Origin of the sequence: Pyxidicoccus trucidator, assembly GCF_010894435.1 — a bacterium.
GTDB classification, from domain to species: Bacteria; Myxococcota; Myxococcia; order Myxococcales; family Myxococcaceae; genus Myxococcus; species Myxococcus trucidator.
This window is the reverse complement of sequence record NZ_JAAIXZ010000004.1, coordinates 630,823-651,438: the sequence shown is the minus strand read 5'-3', so window position 1 is coordinate 651,438 and position 20,616 is coordinate 630,823. Positions and strand designations below refer to the sequence as shown.

Annotated in this window: 18 protein-coding genes; 7 read left to right on the top strand and 11 right to left on the bottom strand. The window is 73.4% G+C overall.

Annotated features, from left to right (window positions below; all coding sequences use genetic code 11):
- Positions 1-175 precede the first annotated feature (175 nt).
- Both G4D85_RS15920 and G4D85_RS15915 read left to right on the top strand, forming a co-directional pair.
- A complete protein-coding gene (locus G4D85_RS15920) occupies positions 176-1,696 on the top strand; it encodes an OmpA family protein (protein WP_164012715.1) in 1,521 nt (506 codons plus the stop codon).
- A complete protein-coding gene (locus tag G4D85_RS15915) occupies positions 1,693-2,751 on the top strand; it encodes an MYXO-CTERM sorting domain-containing protein (RefSeq protein WP_164012714.1) in 1,059 nt (352 codons plus the stop codon). Before G4D85_RS15920 ends, G4D85_RS15915 begins: the two co-directional genes overlap by 4 nt.
- Positions 2,752-2,860: 109 nt before the next feature.
- Here G4D85_RS15915 and G4D85_RS15910 read toward each other — a convergent pair whose 3' ends face one another.
- The 3 genes from G4D85_RS15910 to G4D85_RS15900 form a co-directional block, all read right to left on the bottom strand.
- Positions 2,861-3,835, bottom strand: a complete 975-nt coding sequence (locus G4D85_RS15910; RefSeq protein WP_164012712.1) for an RNA ligase family protein — start codon at positions 3,833-3,835, stop codon at positions 2,861-2,863.
- 132 nt (positions 3,836-3,967) lie between these two features.
- Complete coding sequence (locus G4D85_RS15905) at positions 3,968-4,339, bottom strand: helix-turn-helix domain-containing protein (protein WP_240359307.1); 372 nt, start codon at positions 4,337-4,339, stop codon at positions 3,968-3,970.
- Between the two features lie 406 nt (positions 4,340-4,745).
- Entirely contained in the window at positions 4,746-5,912 is a 1,167-nt protein-coding gene (locus G4D85_RS15900) for a hypothetical protein (RefSeq protein WP_164012708.1), read from the bottom strand.
- Between the two features lie 474 nt (positions 5,913-6,386).
- Between G4D85_RS15900 and G4D85_RS15895 the strand changes: the two genes are divergently transcribed.
- Both G4D85_RS15895 and G4D85_RS15890 read left to right on the top strand, forming a co-directional pair.
- On the top strand, positions 6,387-7,532 hold the full coding sequence (locus tag G4D85_RS15895) for a serine/threonine-protein kinase (protein ID WP_164012706.1): 1,146 nt from the start codon (positions 6,387-6,389) through the stop codon (positions 7,530-7,532).
- 108 nt (positions 7,533-7,640) lie between these two features.
- On the top strand, positions 7,641-8,009 hold the full coding sequence (locus G4D85_RS15890; RefSeq protein WP_164012704.1) for a response regulator: 369 nt from the start codon (positions 7,641-7,643) through the stop codon (positions 8,007-8,009).
- Between the two features lie 58 nt (positions 8,010-8,067).
- Here G4D85_RS15890 and G4D85_RS15885 read toward each other — a convergent pair whose 3' ends face one another.
- The 3 genes from G4D85_RS15885 to G4D85_RS15875 form a co-directional block, all read right to left on the bottom strand.
- Entirely contained in the window at positions 8,068-10,557 is a 2,490-nt protein-coding gene (locus G4D85_RS15885) for a PAS domain S-box protein (RefSeq protein ID WP_240359299.1), read from the bottom strand.
- Between the two features lie 43 nt (positions 10,558-10,600).
- Positions 10,601-10,978, bottom strand: coding sequence for a response regulator (locus tag G4D85_RS15880; protein WP_164012700.1), 378 nt, complete (start codon positions 10,976-10,978; stop codon positions 10,601-10,603).
- 80 nt (positions 10,979-11,058) lie between these two features.
- The gene (locus G4D85_RS15875; protein ID WP_205525561.1) at positions 11,059-11,310 is read right to left on the bottom strand and encodes a hypothetical protein; all 252 of its coding nucleotides are present in this window, start codon (positions 11,308-11,310) and stop codon (positions 11,059-11,061) included.
- Positions 11,311-11,530: 220 nt separating this feature from the next.
- Here G4D85_RS15875 and G4D85_RS15870 point away from each other — a divergent pair, with 220 nt between their 5' ends.
- A complete protein-coding gene (locus G4D85_RS15870) occupies positions 11,531-12,220 on the top strand; it encodes a response regulator (RefSeq protein ID WP_164012698.1) in 690 nt (229 codons plus the stop codon).
- 6 nt (positions 12,221-12,226) lie between these two features.
- On the opposite strand, the gene G4D85_RS15865 is transcribed toward G4D85_RS15870, so the two are convergent.
- From G4D85_RS15865 to G4D85_RS15845, 5 genes are all read right to left on the bottom strand, one after another.
- The gene (locus tag G4D85_RS15865) at positions 12,227-15,271 is read right to left on the bottom strand and encodes a bpX6 domain-containing protein (RefSeq protein WP_164012696.1); all 3,045 of its coding nucleotides are present in this window, start codon (positions 15,269-15,271) and stop codon (positions 12,227-12,229) included.
- Positions 15,268-17,097, bottom strand: a complete 1,830-nt coding sequence (locus tag G4D85_RS15860) for a hypothetical protein (RefSeq protein WP_164012694.1) — start codon at positions 17,095-17,097, stop codon at positions 15,268-15,270. The genes G4D85_RS15865 and G4D85_RS15860 overlap by 4 nt, the downstream gene beginning before the upstream one ends.
- Positions 17,094-17,564: a bpX5 domain-containing protein gene (locus G4D85_RS15855; RefSeq protein ID WP_164012692.1), complete on the bottom strand. Its 471-nt coding sequence runs from the start codon at positions 17,562-17,564 to the stop codon at positions 17,094-17,096. Before G4D85_RS15855 ends, G4D85_RS15860 begins: the two co-directional genes overlap by 4 nt.
- Positions 17,565-17,647: 83 nt before the next feature.
- Positions 17,648-18,817 carry an AAA family ATPase gene (locus tag G4D85_RS15850; protein WP_164012690.1) on the bottom strand — a complete coding sequence of 390 codons (1,170 nt, stop codon included), beginning with the start codon at positions 18,815-18,817 and terminating at the stop codon, positions 17,648-17,650.
- Positions 18,818-18,828: 11 nt separating this feature from the next.
- On the bottom strand, positions 18,829-18,963 hold the full coding sequence (locus G4D85_RS15845; protein WP_164012688.1) for a hypothetical protein: 135 nt from the start codon (positions 18,961-18,963) through the stop codon (positions 18,829-18,831).
- A gap of 136 nt (positions 18,964-19,099) precedes the next feature.
- Here G4D85_RS15845 and G4D85_RS15840 point away from each other — a divergent pair, with 136 nt between their 5' ends.
- Positions 19,100-19,693 carry a porin family protein gene (locus G4D85_RS15840; RefSeq protein WP_164012686.1) on the top strand — a complete coding sequence of 198 codons (594 nt, stop codon included), beginning with the start codon at positions 19,100-19,102 and terminating at the stop codon, positions 19,691-19,693.
- Positions 19,694-19,759: 66 nt separating this feature from the next.
- Positions 19,760-20,449: a YqiA/YcfP family alpha/beta fold hydrolase gene (locus G4D85_RS15835; RefSeq protein WP_164012684.1), complete on the top strand. Its 690-nt coding sequence runs from the start codon at positions 19,760-19,762 to the stop codon at positions 20,447-20,449.
- The last annotated feature ends 167 nt before the right edge of the window (positions 20,450-20,616 follow it).

Genomic DNA, 20,616 nt, shown 5'->3' with positions numbered 1-20,616 from the left:
CCTGCTTCCGTCGGCGGGTGGACGAAGCGCGGGGCCCCGTCGGGGGAAGGACAGGGGGCTCCGCCGCACGGGAGGGAGGCCGCGGGGCCCGGCGCTCCCCAACTTCCGGCTTACCCCGGAGTCCCCTCCCATGCGCCCTTCATCCTCCCCGTCCTGGAGCCGGCTGGCTTGTGCCGTGCTTCCGCTCCTCCTGGGCACCGCCGCCGTGGCCGCCGAGCCGCCGCCGCTGCCCGCCTTCGACCTCGAGCGCCTCACCGTGACGCCCACCTCGCGCGGCACGCTGCTGGGCTCGGACGGCCTGCTGCTGGAGCCGGGCGCGCTGCGGCTGGCGATGGTGACGCACTACCAGCACCACCCGCTGGTGATGGTGCGAGACGGGCGCCGCGTGGGCGAGGTGGTGCGCGAGCGCGCACTGCTGCACCTGGCGGCGGCGCTCGCCCTTCATCCGCGCCTGGAGGTGGGTGCGGCGGTGCCGGTGCTGGTGGGCCAGGGGGGCATGTCGCTGGCGGGGCTCGGCGTGGGCGAATTGCGGCGCGCGGGCCTGGGGACGCCGCTGGTGCGCGCGCGCGTGGGCCTGGTGCGCATGGCGGATGGCGCGCTGGTGGACCTGGCGGCGGAGGTGGACGCGGGCCTGCCGCTGGGACGGCGCGAGGCGCTGCTGGGGGACGGACACTGGAGCGTGACACCGCGCCTCGCGATGGGCCTGCGCTTCGACCGGATGCGGGTGTCGCTGGAGGCGGGCACGCGGCTGCGAGAGCGCGTGCAGGTGGGCACGCATTCGGTGGGCTCGGAGCTGCCCTTCGCCCTGGGGGTGACGAACGTGGACGGCGCGCTGCGAGGCGAGCTGAGCCTGCGCGCCTCCGCGCCGCTCACGGGTGGAGCCCTGTGGTCCGGCGAGGTGCTGGCCGGCGCGCGCTACCTCGTCAGCGAGCGCTTCGAGGTGTTCGCGATGGGAGGCCCCGGCCTGGGCGTGGCGCCCGGCGTGCCCGCGTTTCGTTTGCTGGCGGGCGTGGGCTTCGACCCGCTGTGGGTGAAGCAGGCGGCGCCCCTGCCCATCCCCGTGGTGGCGCGCGCGCCGGAGCCCGAGCCGGAGCGCGGCGGCGTACGCGAGGGACTGCCCGGTGAGGGCGCCCTGGCCGTGGTGGCGATGCCCCCGGCGGCAGATGGCGCGGCGCCGCAGGAGCCGGAAGTGGCGGAGGTGGTAGACCAGGACGCGGACACGGTGGCGGACGGCGTGGACAACTGCCCGCGCGAGCCGGGGCCGACCTCCAACCAGGGCTGCCCGGAGTCGGTGCGGCAGGTGGTGTACCTCACGGAGAAGACGCTCGAAATCACGGAGCGCATCTTCTTCGCCTTCGACCGCGCGGAGATGCTGCCGCGCTCGTACCCGCTGATGGACCAGGTGGCGAAGGTGCTGCGCGAGCACCCGGAGCTGAAGCAGGTGGTGGTGGAGGGGCACACGGACAACATCGGCGGGGATGCGTACAACCGCCGGCTGTCGCAGGCGCGCGCGGAGTCGGTGTGCCGGCAATTGGAGCGACGCGGCGTGGAGGCAAGCCGGCTGCGCGCGGTGGGCCGGGGACCGGATGCGCCCGCGGACACCAACGCCACCGCCACCGGACGCGAGCGCAACCGCCGCGTGGAGTTCCACATCGTCCCGGCCATGCCGGGCAGCGCAGGGGAGACCACGCCATGATTGCGCCTCCGAGTTTCGTCGTGGTGCGGGGGCCCCTGATGCGGGCGCTCGGGTGGCTGTTGCTGGTGGCGCTGGCGCTGCTGGCGGTGCCGTCCGCCTTCGCGGGAGACGAGCCACAGCCGGAGCCGGACACCATCATCCAAACGGGCCCTCCGCCCTTCACGACCTCCACCACGGCCGACCTCACCTTCACGTCGAAGAACGTATCGGAGCCCGAGTTCTGGTGCGCGCTGGACAACGAGATGTACGCGCCGTGCAACGACGGCACGTGGCATCGCGCGAACCTCGCTCCGGGACAGCACGTGTTCTGGGTGTACGTACATGACCGGCGTACGCAGCGGACGGACGAGTCGCCCGCGAACTGGGAGTGGGTGGTGGAGGCGCCGACTCCGCTCGACGCAGGCAGCCCGGGGGGTGACGGCGGTGTGCCGGGAGGAGACGCGGGCTCGCCGGATGACGACGGCGGCTCATCCGGGAGTGACGCGGGCACCGGCGCCAACGACGGCGGTACGCCGGAGAGCGATGCGGGCACTGGCGGCAATGACGGTGGCTCGTCCGGGAGTGACGCGGGCACTGGCGGCAATGATGGTGGCTCGTCCGGGACTGATGCGGGCACTGGCGGCAATGATGGTGGCTCGTCCGGGACTGATGCGGGCGCGGGTGACAACGACGGCGGTACGTCGGAGCCCGATGGCGGCCCGGGTGACAATGACGGCGGTACCGCGGAGGACGACGCGGGGCCGGGCGACACGGATGGTGGCTCACCCGGTAACGAGGACGGCGGCACGCCGGGCGAGGACGATGGCGGCACGTCCGGTGGAGAGGACAGCGGCACGTCAGGCGAGGACGGCGGCACTTCGCCCGGCGAGGACGCAGGCACAGGTGACTCGCAGGACGCGGGACGACCCGGCCCCGTGCCTCCCGGCGACGAGAGGCCACCGAATGCGCTGGACTACCTCGGCGGTGGAATGGGCTGCACGGGAGCACCCGCTCCAGGCGCCCTGGCCGGGCTGATGCTGCTGGTGTTCGCGCTGCATCGGCGGCGGCGACGCTGACGCAACCCGAGGAGGGCGAAGTTGCCCTCCAGGGTGCGCGCTCAGGGTGCCCGGGACCCGCCGGAGCTTCGCCGTCCGCGGGTTCCGGGTTGTGTCCCTCCGGAAGGCCTCACCGGCCGGAGGGCCCGGTCGCCTGCTGCACGAGCGGCACGGCGCGCTCGCGGATGCGGGCGGACAGCTGGTCCTCGCCGGCGGCGTCGAGCGCGCGATATGCCAGCGGAAAGGCCTGCTCCAGGTCCACCCGCACGTCCAGCACCACCTCGTCGAGCACCTGCGCGGCGTCGCTCCGCCCCCACTTGGACAGCGCGCTGGCGATGCGCGCGGGGTTCACCAGCCGCTCCGCCCAGCCCGTGAGCGCCTCCAGCGACAGCCGCTGGTGTGGATCCCACGCCTCGCTCTCGTCGAAGCGGGCCTCGTTGAACTCCTCAATCTTCCGCTTGAAGGAGGCGCGCTGACTGGGAGTGGCGCGCTGCTCGCTCTTGATGACCAGCCCCTCGGCCACGTTGTCGGGGATGGGCGGCAGCCCGAGCAGCGCCGGGAAGCGGGTCTGCGCGCGAGTGGGCGCCGCCTCCATGTCGGCGCGCGTGCCCCGGCGGACGACAGGAGGGGGCACCAGGCCGGCGTCGTGCACCGCGGCCTCCACATCGCGGTGCGCGAGCAGCACGCCCTCGTCCTCGTCCGAGCGGGCCACCAGGATGTCGAAGGGCGCCCAGCGCAAGTCGGGCGCGTACCAGATGCCCGTCTGCACGGGCGTCATCCCCGGCACGGCGGGCACGTCCGGGTGCGGGTAGTGGCCTCCGAGGAGCTCTCCATAGAGGTACACGGCGTCGCCCTCCGCCCCCACCGTGCGGGCCATCCGCCGGGCCGCATCCCCCAGCTGCACGCGCAGCAACTGCCACCCGAAGAAGGGGTCCTCGTCGGACAGCCACGCCTTGCGCTTGCCGAAGTGGACCTGCCCGCCCTGGACGGCGACGACGAGCTGGGCGCCGTGGAGCTTCTCCAGCGCCACCCAGGTACCGCCCGGGCTGGGCTGCGCTCGCGCCTCACCGGCGGAGGACATCTTGGCGTAGGGGCGGAAGCGCATGGCGGGGCCGTGGCGACGGGGCCCGGTCCAGGAAGTAGCGGGCCCGACACGCCGGTCGCCAGAATGGCGCCGCCGTGCGTCCCGGAAGCCGACGCCCCCGGGAGCCGCCCCCTGACCGCTCCAGGCCCGACGTCACCTTTGAGGCAGGATGGCGGAGGCGACCTGGTTCATCAGCTTGAGCTGGCCGCGCGACATGCGGCGCAGTGTCCGCAGCAGCCGGCGCATCTCCGGCAGGTGGTCCTTGTCCCGGGAGTCGTCCTCCCACAGCGCGGCCCCCACGGACGCCGCCGTGACGAGCCCCATCCCCAGGTCCGCGGACAGCTTCAGGGCCAGGCACAGCCGGAACAGGGTCGGCACGCTGGGCATCATCTTCCCGCGCTCCATGCGCCCGTACACCTCGGCGGCGATGCCGACGCGCTCGGCGACGTCCGCCTGCGTCAGACCCGTGCGCATCCGCGCGGAACGGGCCGCCTCTCCGACACTCGCCGCCAGGCGCTTCTCCAACTGCTGACGCGACATCCTGGCGCGGTCGGTCGTGCTCCGGCGCCGGGGCCGCTTGCGGGGGGAAGCGGAACCTTCAGGGTGGGTCTTCACCGCGTCAACCTTATGAGTGCGGGCCGAAGCCACGGCCTGCTCGGGAACAGGCCGCCCTCGGTCGCGAGTCCTCCGCGACTTATAACCCAGCAAGTCAGTACGCGATATACCGATATGGCGGGTAGTGTCCTGACCCCTGAAGGCCACTGGCACGCCGAGTGAGGGGCCTCGGGAGTCCCCCGTCTCTCCCCCTTGTCCGGCGCAGGCATCCCACAGTGCACTACATCTCCAGGTGGGAATGCTCCTGGCGCCGGGGACACCCGAACGGCGGGGCCCCGCCCGGAAGCCTTCCGGGCGGAGCCTCGAGCAGCAGCGGCTACAGCAGGGAGCAGAGCAGGCCGTGGCCCGTGGTGCCCTGCGGGCAGTCGGTGCCCTGGCAGAAGGTGACGCCGGAGTCGACGGCGGGGTTGCCCAGCAGCGCCGGGACGCGGACGTCGCACGTGCCGTTGGAGGCGTTGCCCGCGGCGTCACGCACCACATAGGTGAAGGTGTAGACGCGGCCGTTACCCAGCAGGGCGGACTCGGCGCGGACGAGGGCGGACTTCCGGTCAGCGCTCAGCTTGATGTCGTCGCAGGCCAGCAGCCGCAGGAGGGACAGCGCGTCGTCCCGCTCGTCGGAGGAGACCCGGGTGATGACGCCGGACTGCCCCACGTCGAGCGTGCCCCCGCAGTTGTCGGTCGCCGGCAGGGCGCAGTCGGCCAGGGAGACCAGCACGTAGTCGGAGCCCACCGTCGGGGCGACGACGAGCCCCCGGCTGGCGCCGGGCGCCGGAGCGCTCGCGTCCACCACCGTCACCGCCGCGGAGCAGGTGCTGGAAGCGGCGCCGTCCGTGACGTGGAGCTGGACGGGCGTGGTGCCCAGGGGGAACGGACCGGCCGGGCTCTGCACGACGCTGAACCCGCCGGGGAAGCCATCCGGGTCATGCGAGCCGCTGTCGATGGAGGCGGAGGCCTGGCAGCTCGCGTCCGCCTGCACGGTGACGTTCTGGCACAGGGCGGCGGGGAGCTGGTTGGTGGCACACGGGGTGGGCATGAGGAAGGCCGCGACGTTGTTCGCCTCGTCATCCTCCGCATAGACGCCATCATCGTCCGCCACGACGAAGACCTGGGTGGTGCCCTCCGGCACGGTGAAGGAGAGCTGGAAGCCGAAGCGCTCCCCTCCCACCAGGAAGGGGACGCTCACGGTGCCCAGGCGCGTGCCACCCGCCCCCGGGGCCCCCGCGTAGATGGCCGCCGTGGACCCGGCGAGGCCCGTGGGGCTCGCGTTCCAGATGGCGGCGGAGAGGCTCAGCGCGGTGGCATCGCAGGAAGCGGCCAGGTCCACGGCCACGAAGTCCATACCGCCCAGGCCCGCTTCGTGGCTCCCGCTCACGATGCCTGCTGGCGTCTCGGGGAGGGGTTCGGCATCCAGAGGCAGGCCGGCATCGCAGCCTCCGAGGAAGGCCAGCGCGGCGAGGGTGGGGATGACATGACTGCGTGACATGGGGGCTCCAGGAATGACCAGGGTGAGAGGAATGCCAGCCGCGGACACCGAATGACTCTCAGAGAGCGGCTTTTCCTGTATGCCCCGACACTCGTATGAACTCCATAGACTCTGCGTTCACGGGCCAGCAATTCCTGTCATGCCCTCCCTTCCGGCACAGCTCTCACAGGGGGCGGGAGTGCGCCAAGGTAAAGCCTGACACCCCGCTGCCAATTCCTGTCACCCGGTGTCCGTCAGGCCCCCTCCCTCTCAATTACTGACATGACAATAAATACCCCGGGGCCGCGCCCGGCGCGCACGGGGGGGCGAGGTCCGGACGCCCGGGAAGGCGGGCGCCCGCCGCCGGGGCTCGCGGAGCCCCCGTCATTGGGGGGTTTTGCACTACCCACCGGGTGACTTCTGAACGTGGGACGACCATACTCGGCGGGTGAGCCGCCGGACCCGTGAGGTCCGTCCGGCCCGAGGAGAGCCGCCATGTCGTCCCTGCCGTCCGACGTCCCCCCTCTGCCACAGGTGCTGCTGCGCTCCGGCCGCACCAGCTACGAGTTCGTCCGGGTGCTGGGCACCGCCCACCACGGAGAGCTGGTGCTCACCCGCCGCCGCCATGACTCGGGCTTCGGCGGCTACGCCGTCCTCAAGCGCCCGCGGCGCGCCGTGGCCGAGGCCGCGCGCAGGCTGCTGGAGGAGGGGCGGCTGAGCGCGCAGCTGCACCACCCGAACCTCGTCTCGGTGCACCACCTCAAGGGCCCCGACGACGCACCGGTGCTCGTCTTCGAGCACACGCCCGGCCACCGCCTGGACACGCTGATGGAGGCCTCCGCCCGCGCCCAGCTTCCCTTCTCCGAGGGCTTCGCCCTCTATCTCACCGCCGAGGTGGCGGACGCGCTGCACCACGCCCACAACCTCACGGACGAGTACGGACGTGCGCTCCACGTGGTGCACCGCGATGTGGGCCCCCACAACATCCTCGTCACCGAGCATGGCGCGGTGAAGCTGATGGACTTCGGCGCGGCCTGGTCCCGGCTGGCCGGGCGCGTGGGCACGGATGGGGATGAGCTGCAGGGCAGCCTCGCCTACGCCGCCCCCGAGCACGTGGCCCAGCTGCAGCTGGACGGGCGCGCGGACCTGTTCAGCCTGGGCATCGTCCTGCTCCAGCTGCTCACCGGCCGCCACCTCTTCGAGGGCGCGGACCGCTTCGACGCCGAGCGCCGCAGCCGCCACGAGCGCAGGCCCGAGCAGGACTCCACCACCCGCGAGCACGCGCTGGACGCCGCCATGCGTGAGGCCATCAGCCACGCGGCCTCGCTCGAGCTGACCCGCTGCATCCTCGCCTGCTCGCGCGCGGACGTGGAGGAGGCCACCCGCGCGGTGCCCGCCGCCCTCGCCCCCCTCGTCCAGAAGGCCCTGGCCCCGGACCGGGTGGAGCGCTTCAACACCGCCGCGGAGCTGGCGCGCGCCCTGCGCGAGCACCTGCGCCGCACCGGCCAGGTCTTCGGCCGCGCGGAGGCGCTCGCGGAGCTGGCCGGCCTGCGCTACGCCGCGATGCGCGTCCAGGCCGGCGAGTCCCCCGAGGACGCCATGGAGGACCGGCTCCTCCCCGAGGACGACTCCGCCTCCTGACACTCCCCACCCCGAGCGTCCTGTCCCGGACACCTGGGCCGTCCAGGGTCGGACGCATACACAGCGCGCGACTGGCCACCATTGGCCTCCGGTACAAGGCTGGCGCCCATGTCCACGCCCAGCCTCGTCCTCCTGGTGGAAGACCATGCCGATAGCCGGGAGCTCCTGGAGGAATTCCTCACGCTGGAGGGCTTCCGGGTGGAGACGGCGGGCAACGGCCTGAAGGCGTGGGAGCGCCTGCGCCGCGCGCCGATGCCGGACGCGGTGCTGCTGGATTTGATGATGCCGGTGATGAGCGGCTGGGAGCTGATGCGCCACGTCCGCGAGGACGACCGGCTGCGCGCCCTGCCGGTGGTGGTGGTGTCCGGCGCGGGTAACTCGCAGCCGCTGCCCGAGGGCGTGCTGGCCACCGTGCCCAAGCCGGTGGACCTGGGCGAGCTGCGCGACACCCTGGTGCGCGTGGTGGGCATGCACTGACGCAGGGGTGAGGCCCGGCGCCAGCCGGGGCCCCAGGCCCGGACTCCGGTGCCCTCCCTCAGCCCGGCGCCGCCGCGCGGGGCAGCGTCACCCGGAAGGTGGTGCCCGTGCCGGCGGTGGACTCCACGCTGATGCGGCCGCCGTGGCCCTTCACCACCTGCTCGACGATGTAGAGCCCCAGTCCCAGGCCGCCGCTGGCGCCGCCTCCGAGCCCCGTCATGGCGCCCCGGCGGAACGGGTCGAACAGGTGCGGCTGCGCCTCCACGGAAATGGGCTCGCCCACGTTGTGGACCTCCAGCACCACCGCGTCCGCGGCGTCCGACAGGCGGAAGGTGATGGGGGTGTCCGGCGAGCTGTACTGGAGCGCGTTGCCGCCCAGGTTGCTCACCACCTGCAGCAGCCGGTCCGCGTCCCACTGCCCGTCATAGCGGCCCGGCCCCACGTGCAGCGCGAGGCCCCGCTCCGGCCACGCCGCCTCCAGCTCCTCCACGCCCTGGCGCACCACCGCGCGCAAGTCACCGGGCATGCGTTGAATGGGAATGCCGCCGCCCAGCCGGCCCCGGGTGAAGTCCAGCAGCTCCGAAATCATGCGCTTCATCCGGTCACTGGAGCGCGCCAGCCGGGTGACGAGCCGCCGCTCCCGCTCGGGCAGCTCCTCGCTGTGCAGCAACTGCGTGGCGGACAGCTGAATCGCGTTGAGGGGGTTGCGCAAATCGTGGCTGACGATGGCGATGAGCCGCTCGCCGAAGAGGGCCGCCTGCAGCGCCGCCTCCTGCGCGCGGCGCCGCTCGGTGACATCCACCATGGTGGCCACGGCGGCGACGATGGTGCCCTCCCTGTCCCGGATGGGTGAGCTGGAGACGAGCACCGTCACCCGCCCGCCGTCCTCGCGCTGGAGGAGCAGCTCCTCGCTGCGCACCACCTCGCCCTGACGGAGGCTGCGCGACAGCGGCATCTCCTCGGGCGCGTACTGCCTCCCGTCCGGGTGCACCACGGGAGGGTAGTCGCGGGTGACGTCCTCCGCCGAGGAGGACACCTGGAACGTCCGCCCGGTGAGCGCCTCCGCCTGCCGGCTGGCCATCACCAGCCGCCCGCTGGGGGCCTCGGCGATGAAGACGCCGGCGGGCATCTGGTCCAGCACCGACGCCAGCCGCGCCCGCTCCGCTTCGATGGCGGAAAGGAGCCGCTGCCGGTCCGTCTCCACCGCGCGGCGCTGGGTGATGTCCAGCACGGTGGCCACCCGCTGCACCACCCGGCCGGCCGCGTCGCGGAAGGCCGTCACGTGCGAGAAGGCCGGGAAGCGGCTGCCGTCCTTGCGGACGTGGAGCGACTCGTACTCGTGCGACGGCTTGGAGTGCGCGGCGGACACGTGCCGGGGCAGCACGCCTCGCGCCTCCGGAGCGAAGGTGTCCTCCAGCGGCCGCCCCTTCAGCTCCTCGGGCGCGTACCCGTGCATGCGCGCGAAGGCGGGGTTGACGTCCCGCAGGACGTTGTCCTCCGCGCTGACCACCGCCACGCCCACGCCCAGACGGGTGAAGACCTCCTCCCAGCGCCGCAGGCCGGCCTCCGTCTCCCGCAGGCGGGCCAGCGAGGCCTCCGCCTCGGCGCGGGCCTCGCGCTCGCGGGCATGGGCCTGGGCCTGGGCCAGCAGCGCGGTGGCGCGCGCGCCCATGGCGCGGAACAGCAGCAGGTCCTCCTCGGACAGCTCGCTGCTGGAGCGGCAGCCCATCACCGCCACGCCCAGCAACTCCGCGTCCAGCACCAGCGGCACGCCGTACAGCGCGCGCAGCCCCGCCGCGCGCAGGCCCTGCTCGCTCACCCGCGCGTCGCTGCCCGCCTCGTGCACCAGCAGCGGCCGGCGCGTGGCGGCGATGGTGCCGGTGAAGCCCTCGCCCACGGGCACCCGGGCGCCGGGCTCCAGGCCGTCCCCCACCACGCTCTCCACGTGCAGCGAGTCCCCCTCGCGCAGCAGCACCGCCGCCACGTCCACCGCGACCACCGTCTCGCGCAGCACCTGGAGGAGGCGCGGGAGGAAGCCGGCCACATCGGCGCTGCCCAGGGCCGCGGTGCTGATGCGGTCCAGCGCCTGCAGGGTGCGCTCACGCGCGCGGGTGTAGCGGCTGACGGAGGCGGCCACCGCCTCGTCCATGGCCTCATGGAAGATGCGCTCCTCCTCCGGACGGGGCGTGGGCGAGCCCCGGGCGGACCACAGCCGCAGCACGCAGCCGCGCAGCAGCCGGTACTCCGTCACCACCTGCCGGAGGTTGAAGCCCTCTCCCAGCCGCTCCAGCGCGTGCATGTCCGGGATGGGGTCCAGTCCCGAGCCCACCCCCTCGTGGGGCCGCAGCCGCATCAGCGAGGCCACCACCTCCAGCAGCCGGGGCAGGCCGTCGCGCAGCGCGGGCCGGGAGAGGGCCTGGGCCGCGGGAATGGCACGGACCTCCACCTCCCAGGCCTCCATGATGGTGTCCCGGTGCTGCAGCAGGAATTCGGCCAGGGAGATGGACACGGTGCGGCGGATGTAAGGCCGGGCCGCGCGCGGCGACAACCTCAATCCACCGGGAATGCCGTGCAGCGGAAGTGTCGGGCCCTCAGCTCCGGGCGCAGTAGCCCGACACGGTGTCCAGCAGGGCGGGAATCTCGAAGGGCTTGCGCAGCATGGCGCTGGCGCCCTCCGGCGGCTCGCTCACCGAGGCGGAGCACACCACCACGGGGACATGGCGCATCCCGGGGTCCGCGCGAAACCGCTCCATGAAGGTGAAGCCGTCCATGACGGGCATCATCAAATCCAACAGCACGAGACAGGGCCGGCGGCCCATGTGGACCAGCTCCACCAGCGCGTCCTGGCCGTTCTCCGCCACGTGCACCTCGAAGCCCTCGTCCTCCAGGATGTCGGCGACGGCGGCCCGCAGGTCCGCGTCGTCCTCCACCACGAGAACCGAGCTGACCTGCGGGACGAGGGATTCCATGCTCACGACGTTAATACCCACCCCTGACGTGTGAGCCGGCCCCACGCCAGCCAGAGGGGGGCCTGCCCGGCATTCCCCTCTCAGCGGGCCTGGGTGTGAGGGGCCTGCACGTGCGTCAACAGGAGCAGCCGGTGCGCCAGCTCCAGGCGATAGCGGACGCGGAAGCCCGAGTCGAGCACGACCAGGCCGGTCCCTCCCGGGACGAGCGGCCCGTCGAGCGGGAGTCCCGCGACGAGCGCGCCCAGCTCGGACTGGAGCCGCTCTCGCATCGACGATGGACACCCGCACAGGGTGCGCAGTGCCCGGGGCGCGAGCTGGAGGCGAAGGGCCATGGTGCCTCCAGACTGGCCAGCTCTCACTTTTCGAGCAAGACGTACCGAAGGTGCAGGGCCGACGTTGCCTTCCAGCGGCATGCGGGGGTCTCTCCCCGACACCTGACAGTGGGGCACGAGCTACCCGCTCCCGCTGTCCGGCAGGAGACGGGGTGCGCGTTCCAGCTTGGCGCAAAGTCTTTGCCGGGAGTAGTAGGAGCTGCTCTCTTGCCCAAGCGCCATGTCCCGGCCCATCCAGCACCTGCTGCTCGTCGAGGATGACTCCACCTGGCGCGACTGCCTGGGTGAGGTCGCTCGTGCCGAGGGACTCAAGGTGTCCCACGCCACGGACGGCGTGGAGGCGCTGGAGTGGCTGCGGGCGAATCCGCGTGCCGGGCACCCGGACCTCATCCTGCTGGACCTCGTGCTGCCGCGGATGGACGGGTGGGAGCTGTACGGGCAGCTGCGGACGAACGAGCGGCTGCGGCACCTGAACGTGCTGATGTTCTCCGCCGCACTGAGCGGACAGGAGCCCCCGCTGGGCGGCGTGGTGGGCTACCTGCGCAAGCCCCACGCCCCGGAGGCGATGCTGGGCGAGCTGCGCACCCAGCTGCGGCACCTGCCCGAGACGCTCTCCCGGGAGCCCTCTGGCCCCTACACGCTGCGGTTCCAGGAGGGCGTGTCCGTCTCGCTGGGCACGCTGCCCCGGCCCCTGGCCCACGCGCTGCGCCTGCACCTGCTGCGCGCCGCGGAGCTGGTGGGCACGGAGCTGCCCATGACGTCCACGTGGCTGATGGCGCTGCCGGGCACCCCGCCGTCGCTGCTGGTGACGGTGGAAGGCGTGCAGGTGGTGCTGGACGTGGACGACGAGCGGCGCGAGCTCACCGCCAGCAGCGCCGTCATCCCGCCGCACCTCGTCTCCGCCTCCTGAAGTCCCTCACTGCACGGCGACATGCCGCGCGGTGCCCTCCTCCAGGTCCACCCATAGCAGCCGTCCGCGCGCATCGAAGGCCAGCAGCGCGGTGGCGGTGAGGCGCAAGCGGGGCTGCGCGTCTCCCTCGAAGGTGAGCTGGCCGCGCATGGTGTCTCGCGCGTCCGACAGGTACAGCCGCCAGTGGCCCTCGGCGTGCGCCATATCCACCCGCCACGCCTCGGAGAGGAAGACGGCCGCGCGTCCGGCGTGGAGCATCCCCGGTGGAACCGACTTGCGGGTGCTCGTGGGCCGCAGATAGGAGGCCTGTGTCTCGAGCCTTGTCAGCCCTGTCTCCTGGCCCTCCGCCAGGGTGGACCGCCGGTCAGGCACCCGAATCGCCGCCATCACCACCGCCTCGCCGTCCGCGGTCAACGAGGCGGACAGGAGCGTCCCCGCGAGGAAGCTCGCCGCCTGCGCCATCTCGCCGCGGTCTCGCAGCGTGGGGCCCTGGGGCAGGTCGTAGGTCCATCGCTCCAGGTTCGCGGAGAGGAAGCTCAGGCGCGCGGAGTCCACGGCCAGGGCCCGCACCGGGCCGGGCACGTCCGTCACCCGCCAGAGGGCGCGCAAGCCGGTGGCGAGCGCGTCCACCATCATCACCGTGCTCCCCACGGCGGTGAACCAGACACTGCCGTCGTAGGTGGGCGCCCACGCGTCCAGCGGCGCGTCGCACCACGAGGAGGCCCTGCGCGCCACCAGGTCCAGCCGCGACAGGCGCCGCACCTCGCCGCGCGGCGCGAGCGCCAGCGCCCTGTCCCCGTGAATGGAGGGCACCAGCGCGAAGGCGGGCACATCGAAGTGCGCCACCGTCCGTCCATCCGCGCGCACCAGCCGCGCGCCCGCCTCGCCCAGCGCGAGGAGCAGCCGCCCATCCGGCAGCGCCACCGCGTCGTGGACCGGAAAGGCGCCCTCGTCCGTGGCACGGACGGTGGCGTGGACCGGCGCGCGGGACGGGTCACTGCTCCACGCGGTGCGGACGCGCTCGGACAACGGAGGCAGGTCCGTGCGCAGCGCGCCATCGGGAGCGTCGCGCAGCAGGCGGGTGAGGAAGTCGGAGGCGAAGAGGGCCCCGCCCGCCGCCCTGTCCCGCAGCAGCGCGCGCACCGTGGGCACCACGAGCGCGGTGCGGCCCGCGGAGGGGGACTCGCCCGCGAGGGTGAGGGCGAAGGCGTGGCGCTCGGGAGCGCGCTCCAGGCTGTCGTCCTCGAGCAGCTCGCGCACCCGTGCCTCCGCCGCCGGGAGTCCGTCGGGGAAGGCGGTAACCCACAGCGCCAGCAGTCGCGCGCCGGACGCGCCGCCGCACGCCACGCCCCGCTCCACCCAGCCGCGTGCCAGCTCGCGGGCCTCGGAGAGCGGCCACACCGCTTGCACCGCGCGCGCCCAGTCACCGGAATCGGCGAGCGCGTCGCCCCACAGCAGCCTCAGTGCGCGGGCCTCTCGCGGGTGCGTGCGCTCCAGCCGCAGCACCGCGTCCGCGAAGGCGCCGCTGCGCCGGGCGACGGCCATCGCGCGCGCCACGTCCTTCGCGAGGAACAACTGGCGCACCACCAGTCCCGGAGCCAGGCCACGGCCCTCGGCCAGCTCGGCGGCCAGCTTGAAGCGCTCGTGCCGCTCCAGGAAGGAGACGGCCTCCTCGTGCGCGCCCAGCAGCTCGGCCAGGATGAAGGCGGCTTCGTCGATGCGGCCCTCGCGCTCGTAGCGGCGGAAGGCGTCGCGGTAGCGCTCCTTGAGGGCGGCGAACAGGTCCTCGCCACCCCCGAAGACGGAGGCGGCGCCGCCCTTCGCCGGCTGGATGGAGAGCGACTCGCGGGGGCCGGGCAGGCCCAATGACACCCGCGTGTTCTCGTCCAGGTTCGCGCCCAGGGGGATGGCGTAGCGCAGGGCCTCCTGGAGGTTGCCCTCCTCGAACATGTCGAAGAGGCGGCGCACGTACTCCGCCTTGCGGCGGCCCAGCAGCTCGCCCAGCGGCGTGTTGCGCAGCATCCACTCGGACAGGCGGGACAGCATGCCAGGGCCGGGCGGCGGCGCCTGGGTGCCCCGGGGCGCCGCGCCGGAGTCACCGCGCGTGGGAGTCGTCGGTCCACCCGACTCCTGCTCGGAGCCTCCGAAGAGGGCCGCCAGCCACCGACCCAGCCAGGAGGGGGCGCGGGGCGCCGAGGAAGCGGAGGCGCGCTGCATGCCGCTCGCGCCGCCGGGAGCGCCCGAGGGCAGCGACGGCTGGGAGCCGCCCCGCTGGAACCACGCGGCGAGCCGCGCGAGCAGACCGGGGCCGCCCGCCCCGGAGGAAGTGGAGCCCGACGCGCTTCCACCGGGTGAACCGAAGAGGCGCCGCAGCAGCCCGGGAGCGCGAGCGCCGCCCTCCGCACGTGCGGCGTCGCCCAAGGCCTTCCCGCCAAACGCCGCGCGCAGCCGCGCGAGCAGGCCCGGACGCGGAGGCACCGCGAGCCCCTCCGGCGGCGGTCTCCCCTGCATGCGCGCGAGCATCACCTGCGCCTCGGGCGCGAGCGTGGGCACCGCAGGCCCGAACAGCTCGCGCGTGGGTGGCCGGACAGGCTCCAGCACGGACACCGGCGGCGGAGGCGCCCCCAGGCCGCGCACGGGCAGCGTCACCCACGCGGACACGTCGAGCCACTCCGACAGGTCCACCGCGCGCGCACCGGCCAGCGAGGCCACGCTCGCGACGCCCGCGCGCACCAGCACCACCGTGCCCTCGCGAAGCTCGGGGTGGGCGCGCTCGGACGTGGACAGGGGCGCGGAGGAGAGGACGCCCTGCTCCAGCGTGAGCGGCAGCCCCGGCGAGGAGTCACTGGCGACGGCGCACGGCCGGGGCAGGCGCAGCAGGTAGCCCCCCGCCAGGGCCAGCACGGCGGAGCCCGGCGTCCACGCGGCGAGCACACGCCGCCGCGCCTCGCCCTCGCCAAGCAGCATGGGGTCGAACCAGAAGGCCGAGGCCCGCACCGTGCCCTGGTGCAGGTGCCGGCGAGGCCGGAGGGTGCTGGACGTGCCGCTCATCCGCCCGCTCCCGGCAGCGACTGGTACAGGATGCCGCCCTCGAGCAGGTTGCTCAGCACCAACCCGCCTCCCTTCAACACACACCCGAGCACCGGCACGGCGTGGCTGGCCTCCGCGTACAGCACGTCCTCCCAGGCCACCATCACCTTGTAGCGGCCCTTCGCGCTGATGAGCCAGATGGTGCGCCGTTCCTCGCCGAGCGCCAGCACGCCGGGCTCGCCCGGTGCTTCGCGGCAGGTGCCCGTGCCCACCACGCGCATGCCCGTGGGAACGTGCACGTCCACCGAGCCACCCGCGAGGAACAGGCGCCACAACCCCGACCCATGCCATACCGCGAGCAGGCCCGCCTCGGGGTGCGCGGCATCGCCGGTGTAGCCGAAGTACGCGGAGGAGCCATCCACGCCCAGCGGGAGGTGGCGCAGGAAGTCCCGCTCCACGACGCCCAGCCACGCACCGGACGCCTTCCGCTCCTCCGCGGACGTGGGGCTCAGCACGAAGACCACCTTGCGGTTCACCTCGGCCGCGGCGGTGACTTCCAGCGCCACGTGCGAGACGACGATGCGTCGCGGAGACCCTTCCTGCTCGATGAGGTAGAGGCTCTTGTCCAGCCCCGCCATGAGCAGGCGCTCGTTGCCGTGCGAGTCCTCGTAGCTCAACAACCGGCCCGGCGGCAGCCCTCCGGGCGCCAGCGTCGGGCGCGCGGGCCTGGCTTCAACCTGGAAGATATGGGCGTCGCGGTCCCGGGTCGGAGTGGAGCGGAGATTGCCGTGGAGCACGTAGTCGGTCTCGGACTGCGACAGGACGAGGATGCCCCCGTTGTGGCGCCAGCCCGCGCCCAGCACCGTGTGCCCAGGCAGCGGCAGCACCTTGCGGGCCCTGGGCACGGTGGCGCGAATGGAGTGCGGCAGCGCCATGGCCGCCACGCTGCCGTCCTGGCGGTAGAGCAGCAGCCGGCGGCCATCCGCGGAGAAGGCGAACTTGCGCAGCTGAGGCGTCTCCACGTGGGGCGCCGTCACGGGCGGCGTGGCGCGGGCCTGCTGGAACGGGGCTCTGAGCAGGCGCACGCAGGTGTCGGGCGGCGGCAGGTCCAGCACCACGGAGCGCGCGGCGCGCGAGGTAGGCCGCACCTCCACCGTGAGCTGCCGCGTGTCCGGCGCCAGCACCTCGGCCACCTCCACGCGGGACAGGCCGGTGGCCTTCGGCAGCCGGGACAGGCGCGCGTCGCCCACGAGCCACGCGTCCTCCGGTGCCACGTCGATGGACAGCGCGTCCCGCCAGGCCTCGAGCCGCGCGTTCGTCGCGGGCTCCAGGTCGCGAGCGGCAAGCCAGGTGCCGACGGTGGCGGGCGTCACCTGTGAGAAGGCGCCCTTCGCGGGGTCGCTCTGGAGGACGCCCCACGAGAAGGCAGCGCCCGCGGCCTCGGCGCGACGGGACAGGACGATGAGCAGCGCGAGGTGGGCGATGCGAGGCGCGCCGAGCTGGTCCGGGCCCGCGTCGAGCAGCGCCACCGTGCGGCGCGAGCCCTGCGGCTGGCGGAACGCGGGCTTGAGGAAGGACAGCTCCCCGAAGGCGGCGCGGCGCACCAGCTCGTCGGGAGACTCCAGGGCCCACAGCCACTCGCTCACGAGCAGCCGGTCATAGGTGCCACGGCGCGACAGGCCGTCATAGCCCTGGGGCTCGCCGCCATCGGCCTCGCCACGTGGGCGCAAGGAGCCAAGCGCCGCGGACAGCCGCGCCACGTACGGCCCCAGGTGCAGGGCCAGGTCGTCCTGGAACAGGGAGAGCTGCTGCGCCCAGGGCCGCAGCGCCGGGGGCAGCGCGCTCACGGAGTCACCCCGGCCGGAGTGGGCTCCAGCCACGCGGTGAGCGTCACCCGGGACACGGGCCGGGCCGCGCCCACGGAGACGAGGTGCCCGGACGCGGGCAGCACCGCCACCGGCGTGCCGCCATTCGCCACGCGGGCGAGCAGCGCGCGCTCCAGCATCGACGACGCCACGTCGGGTGCGAGCGCGCAGGGCAGCAGCAGCGACGGCGCGGCGGAGTCCCGGCCGAGGTACACCGCGCCATCCACCCACGGCAGCGAGCTGGCGGAGCCGAGCAGGATGAGGATGCCCGTCCCCGCCACGCCGCTCCACGTGGCGAGCCGCGCATCGTCCTCGGAGAGCGCCCGGCGCGCGAGCGCGAGCGCCACGGGCCCCTCGCCCGCGATGGCGAGCGGCTCCAGCGGCTCGGCCCGAGGGCCCCAGCGCACCGGCACGCGCGCGGAGGCGCTGTCATGTCCTGCGTTGCCCATGTCCGTCCCCCTCATCCCCTTGCCTGCGTCGAAGTCCACTCGGCGTGCCCTGCCGTCTCGAGCACCGGGCCCACATCCGTTCCTCAGGCCGCCACGCCCGGTGCCACGGCGGCCGTGGGCGCCAGCACCAGGGAGAGCTGGGCACGCAGCGCCTTGAGCTCCTCGGGCATGGCCTCGAGCGCGAAGCCCGCGTCCATCTCCCGGGCCACGCCCTCCAGCTTCAGCCGCCACGCGGCGACCGCCTCGGCGTCACCGTCAGCGGGCCGCTCCGCGAGCAGCAGGTGTCCCGCGGTGGCGATGCGCTGCGCGCGAGCCCGTGGCCCCGCGCTGGCCTCCAGCGCGGCGGAGGCGAGGGCCGGGTTCTCCGACGCGGCGAGCAGCTCGCGCAGCACATCGCGCGCGAGCGCCTGGGCCTCCTTGGTGGGCACGGCGTAGACGAGCGGCCACAGGTCCGCGGTGCTCGGGGTGCGCCGGCCGGCGAGGACGGCGGCGGAGGCGATGAGCTTCTGCACCTTCACCGCGCGGCGGTCGGACAGGGCGATGCCGGCGGCGCGCAGCGTGCGCAGGGCGTGGGCCAGGTGCGGCCGGACGACGGACAGGTCCGCCTCGCGCGCGGCCTGGGCGAGCACGTCCACGGACTCCAGCGACGTCGAGCGGGTCTCGCCCTCGCCCCACAGCGCGGCGCCACCGGCGAGCAGCTCCTCCAGCCGCGGGTCGGGCACGGGCTCGACGAAGATGCGCGCGAGGAAGCGGTCGGCGAAGGCGGCGAGCGAGTCATCCTCGGGCAGCGCGTTGGAGGCGCCCACGCAGACGCGCAGCGGGCAGCGCATGCGGGTGTGGCCCCGGCGGAAGGTGCGCTCGTTGAGGATGCCGAGCAGCGTGTTGAGGATGGCGGTGGAGCCGAGGAAGACTTCATCGAGGAAGGCGACCTCGGCCTCGGGCAGCATGCCGGAGGTCTCCGTCTCCACGAGCCCCTCGCGCAGCTTGCGCAGGTCCACGGGGCCAAACAGCTCGGAAGGCTCGGTGAAGCGGCCGAGGAGGTACTCGAAGTAGGAGCCGCCGAGGGCGCGGGAGGTACGGCGCACGGCCTCGCTCTTCGCGGTGCCGGGCGGGCCGATGACGAGCAGGTGCTCGCCGGCCACGGCGGACAGGGCGACGAGCTCCACCATCGCCTCGCGCTCGATGAGCCCACGCCCCGCGTCGGTGAGGGCATCGCGAACGGCGGAGGCAGCGGCTTCGAAGGAAACGGACATGGGACGTGAGCCTAACCGCCGGACTCGGCCGGAGCGAAGAGCCCCCGGAGCACCCGCCGCTCCTCGATGGAGTGGAAGAGGTGCGGCACGTGCTGGGGGACGTAGATGAAGGAGCCGGGCCCGCTGGCCTGCTCGGCGTCCCCCACGGTGAGTCGCGCGCGTCCGGACCCGGGGTAACAGGCCTCTCCGTGACGGGGGTCTGCCGGGTTTCATGACATGGACGTGGGAGGACAGGCGACCCGTGTTCCCGGAGAGGACAGTCCCGGGCGTACACTGGCGCGCATGAGAATGCTGTCGAAGTGGGTGGCACTGGCGGGCGTGCTGGGCGTGGGGACGGAGGCCGCGGCGGAAGGCTGGCACGGCTATGCCTCGCTGGGTGCGGGAATCACCCTGGACCACATGAGCGACTTCCACACGAAGGGCCCGGCGCTGCACGGGTACCTCGGCGTGGAGTCACCGCCGGGACTGTCGGTGGGCCTGCTGGCTGAAGTCTCCGAGACGTGGGGGCAGCAGTTCCCCGTGTCTGGAGACCCGAGCCGGCTGGAGCGGGCGCAGCTCGACTACAAGGCGGTGGGAATCGAAGCGCGGCTGCGCTTCTTCCGCGACAAGCGCATCAACCCGTGGGTGGGGGCGCGCCTGTCGAAGAGCTGGTCGAGCACCTTCATCCCGGACAACGCGGGGAACCTCTTCCGCGAGAAGATAGACACCACGGGCATGGCCTTCCGGGTGGGCGTGGACGGGTGGATCAACCAGTACTGGGGCCTGTCGGTGGCCACGGCCTTCCAGTTCTGCGACGTGAAGTTCACCGAGGAGAGCATCCGCGAGTGCGCGGACCCGCTGCACTCGGTGATTGCGGGGCCGGTGCTGCGGTTCTGACGGAGGCTCCCATACGAGGGCATTCCAGGACGCACCGGCACTGCCCGGCAGGTACAGTGCTCCACCATGAGCACGCCGCCCCTGCCCCCTCCCAAGAGTCCCCGCTGGATGTATCTGCACGGCTTCGCCTCGGGACCCGATTCAACGAAGGGTGTGGCAGTGGCGAAGCACTACGCGGGCCAGGGGCTTCACGTGGAGCGCCTCAACCTCCGCGTGCCGTCGATGGAGCAACTGCACGTGAGCGCGATGCTGGACACGGTGAGCGCGGCGCTGGGCGGGCCCGAGGAGCGCGCGGTCCTCTTCGGCTCCAGCCTGGGCGGGCTCGTCGCCTCGCGGGTGGCGGAGCAGGACGCGCGGGTGTGCGCGCTGGTGTTGCTGGCGCCCGCGTTCCGGGTGGTGGAGCAGCTCCACCGCCGCATGGGAGACGCGGCGTGGGCCCACTGGCAGAAGGCCGGCTGGATTGAGACGGACGACTTCGCGGAGAAGCGCAAGGTGCGCATCCACTCCGGCTTCATCCCGGACGCGGAGACAGTGGACGCGCGCACGGGAGGCTGGCCAGACGTGCGAGTCCCCACGCTCATCATCCACGGACGCACGGACGACACCTGCAACATCCACTATTCGCGCCAGTGGGCCGAGGGCCGGCGCCACATGCGACTGGTGGAGGTGGACGACGGCCACGAGCTCACCGCGTCGCTCCCCCGAATCCTCGCCGAGTCCGACGACTTCCTGCGGCCGTGGGGCGCGCGTCGGTAATCCCGGTGCCGGGCAGACAGCCGCGGTCCCTTGCCGAGACGGCCAGGGGACATCCCGTGCTCAGCCTGCAGGCCTGACCCGGGGTGCCCCCAGAAAAAACGCGGCGCCGTATCTTTTCCGCGCCCTGGTTCGTCTCCCGTTCATGACGACCACGAAGCCCCCTGTCA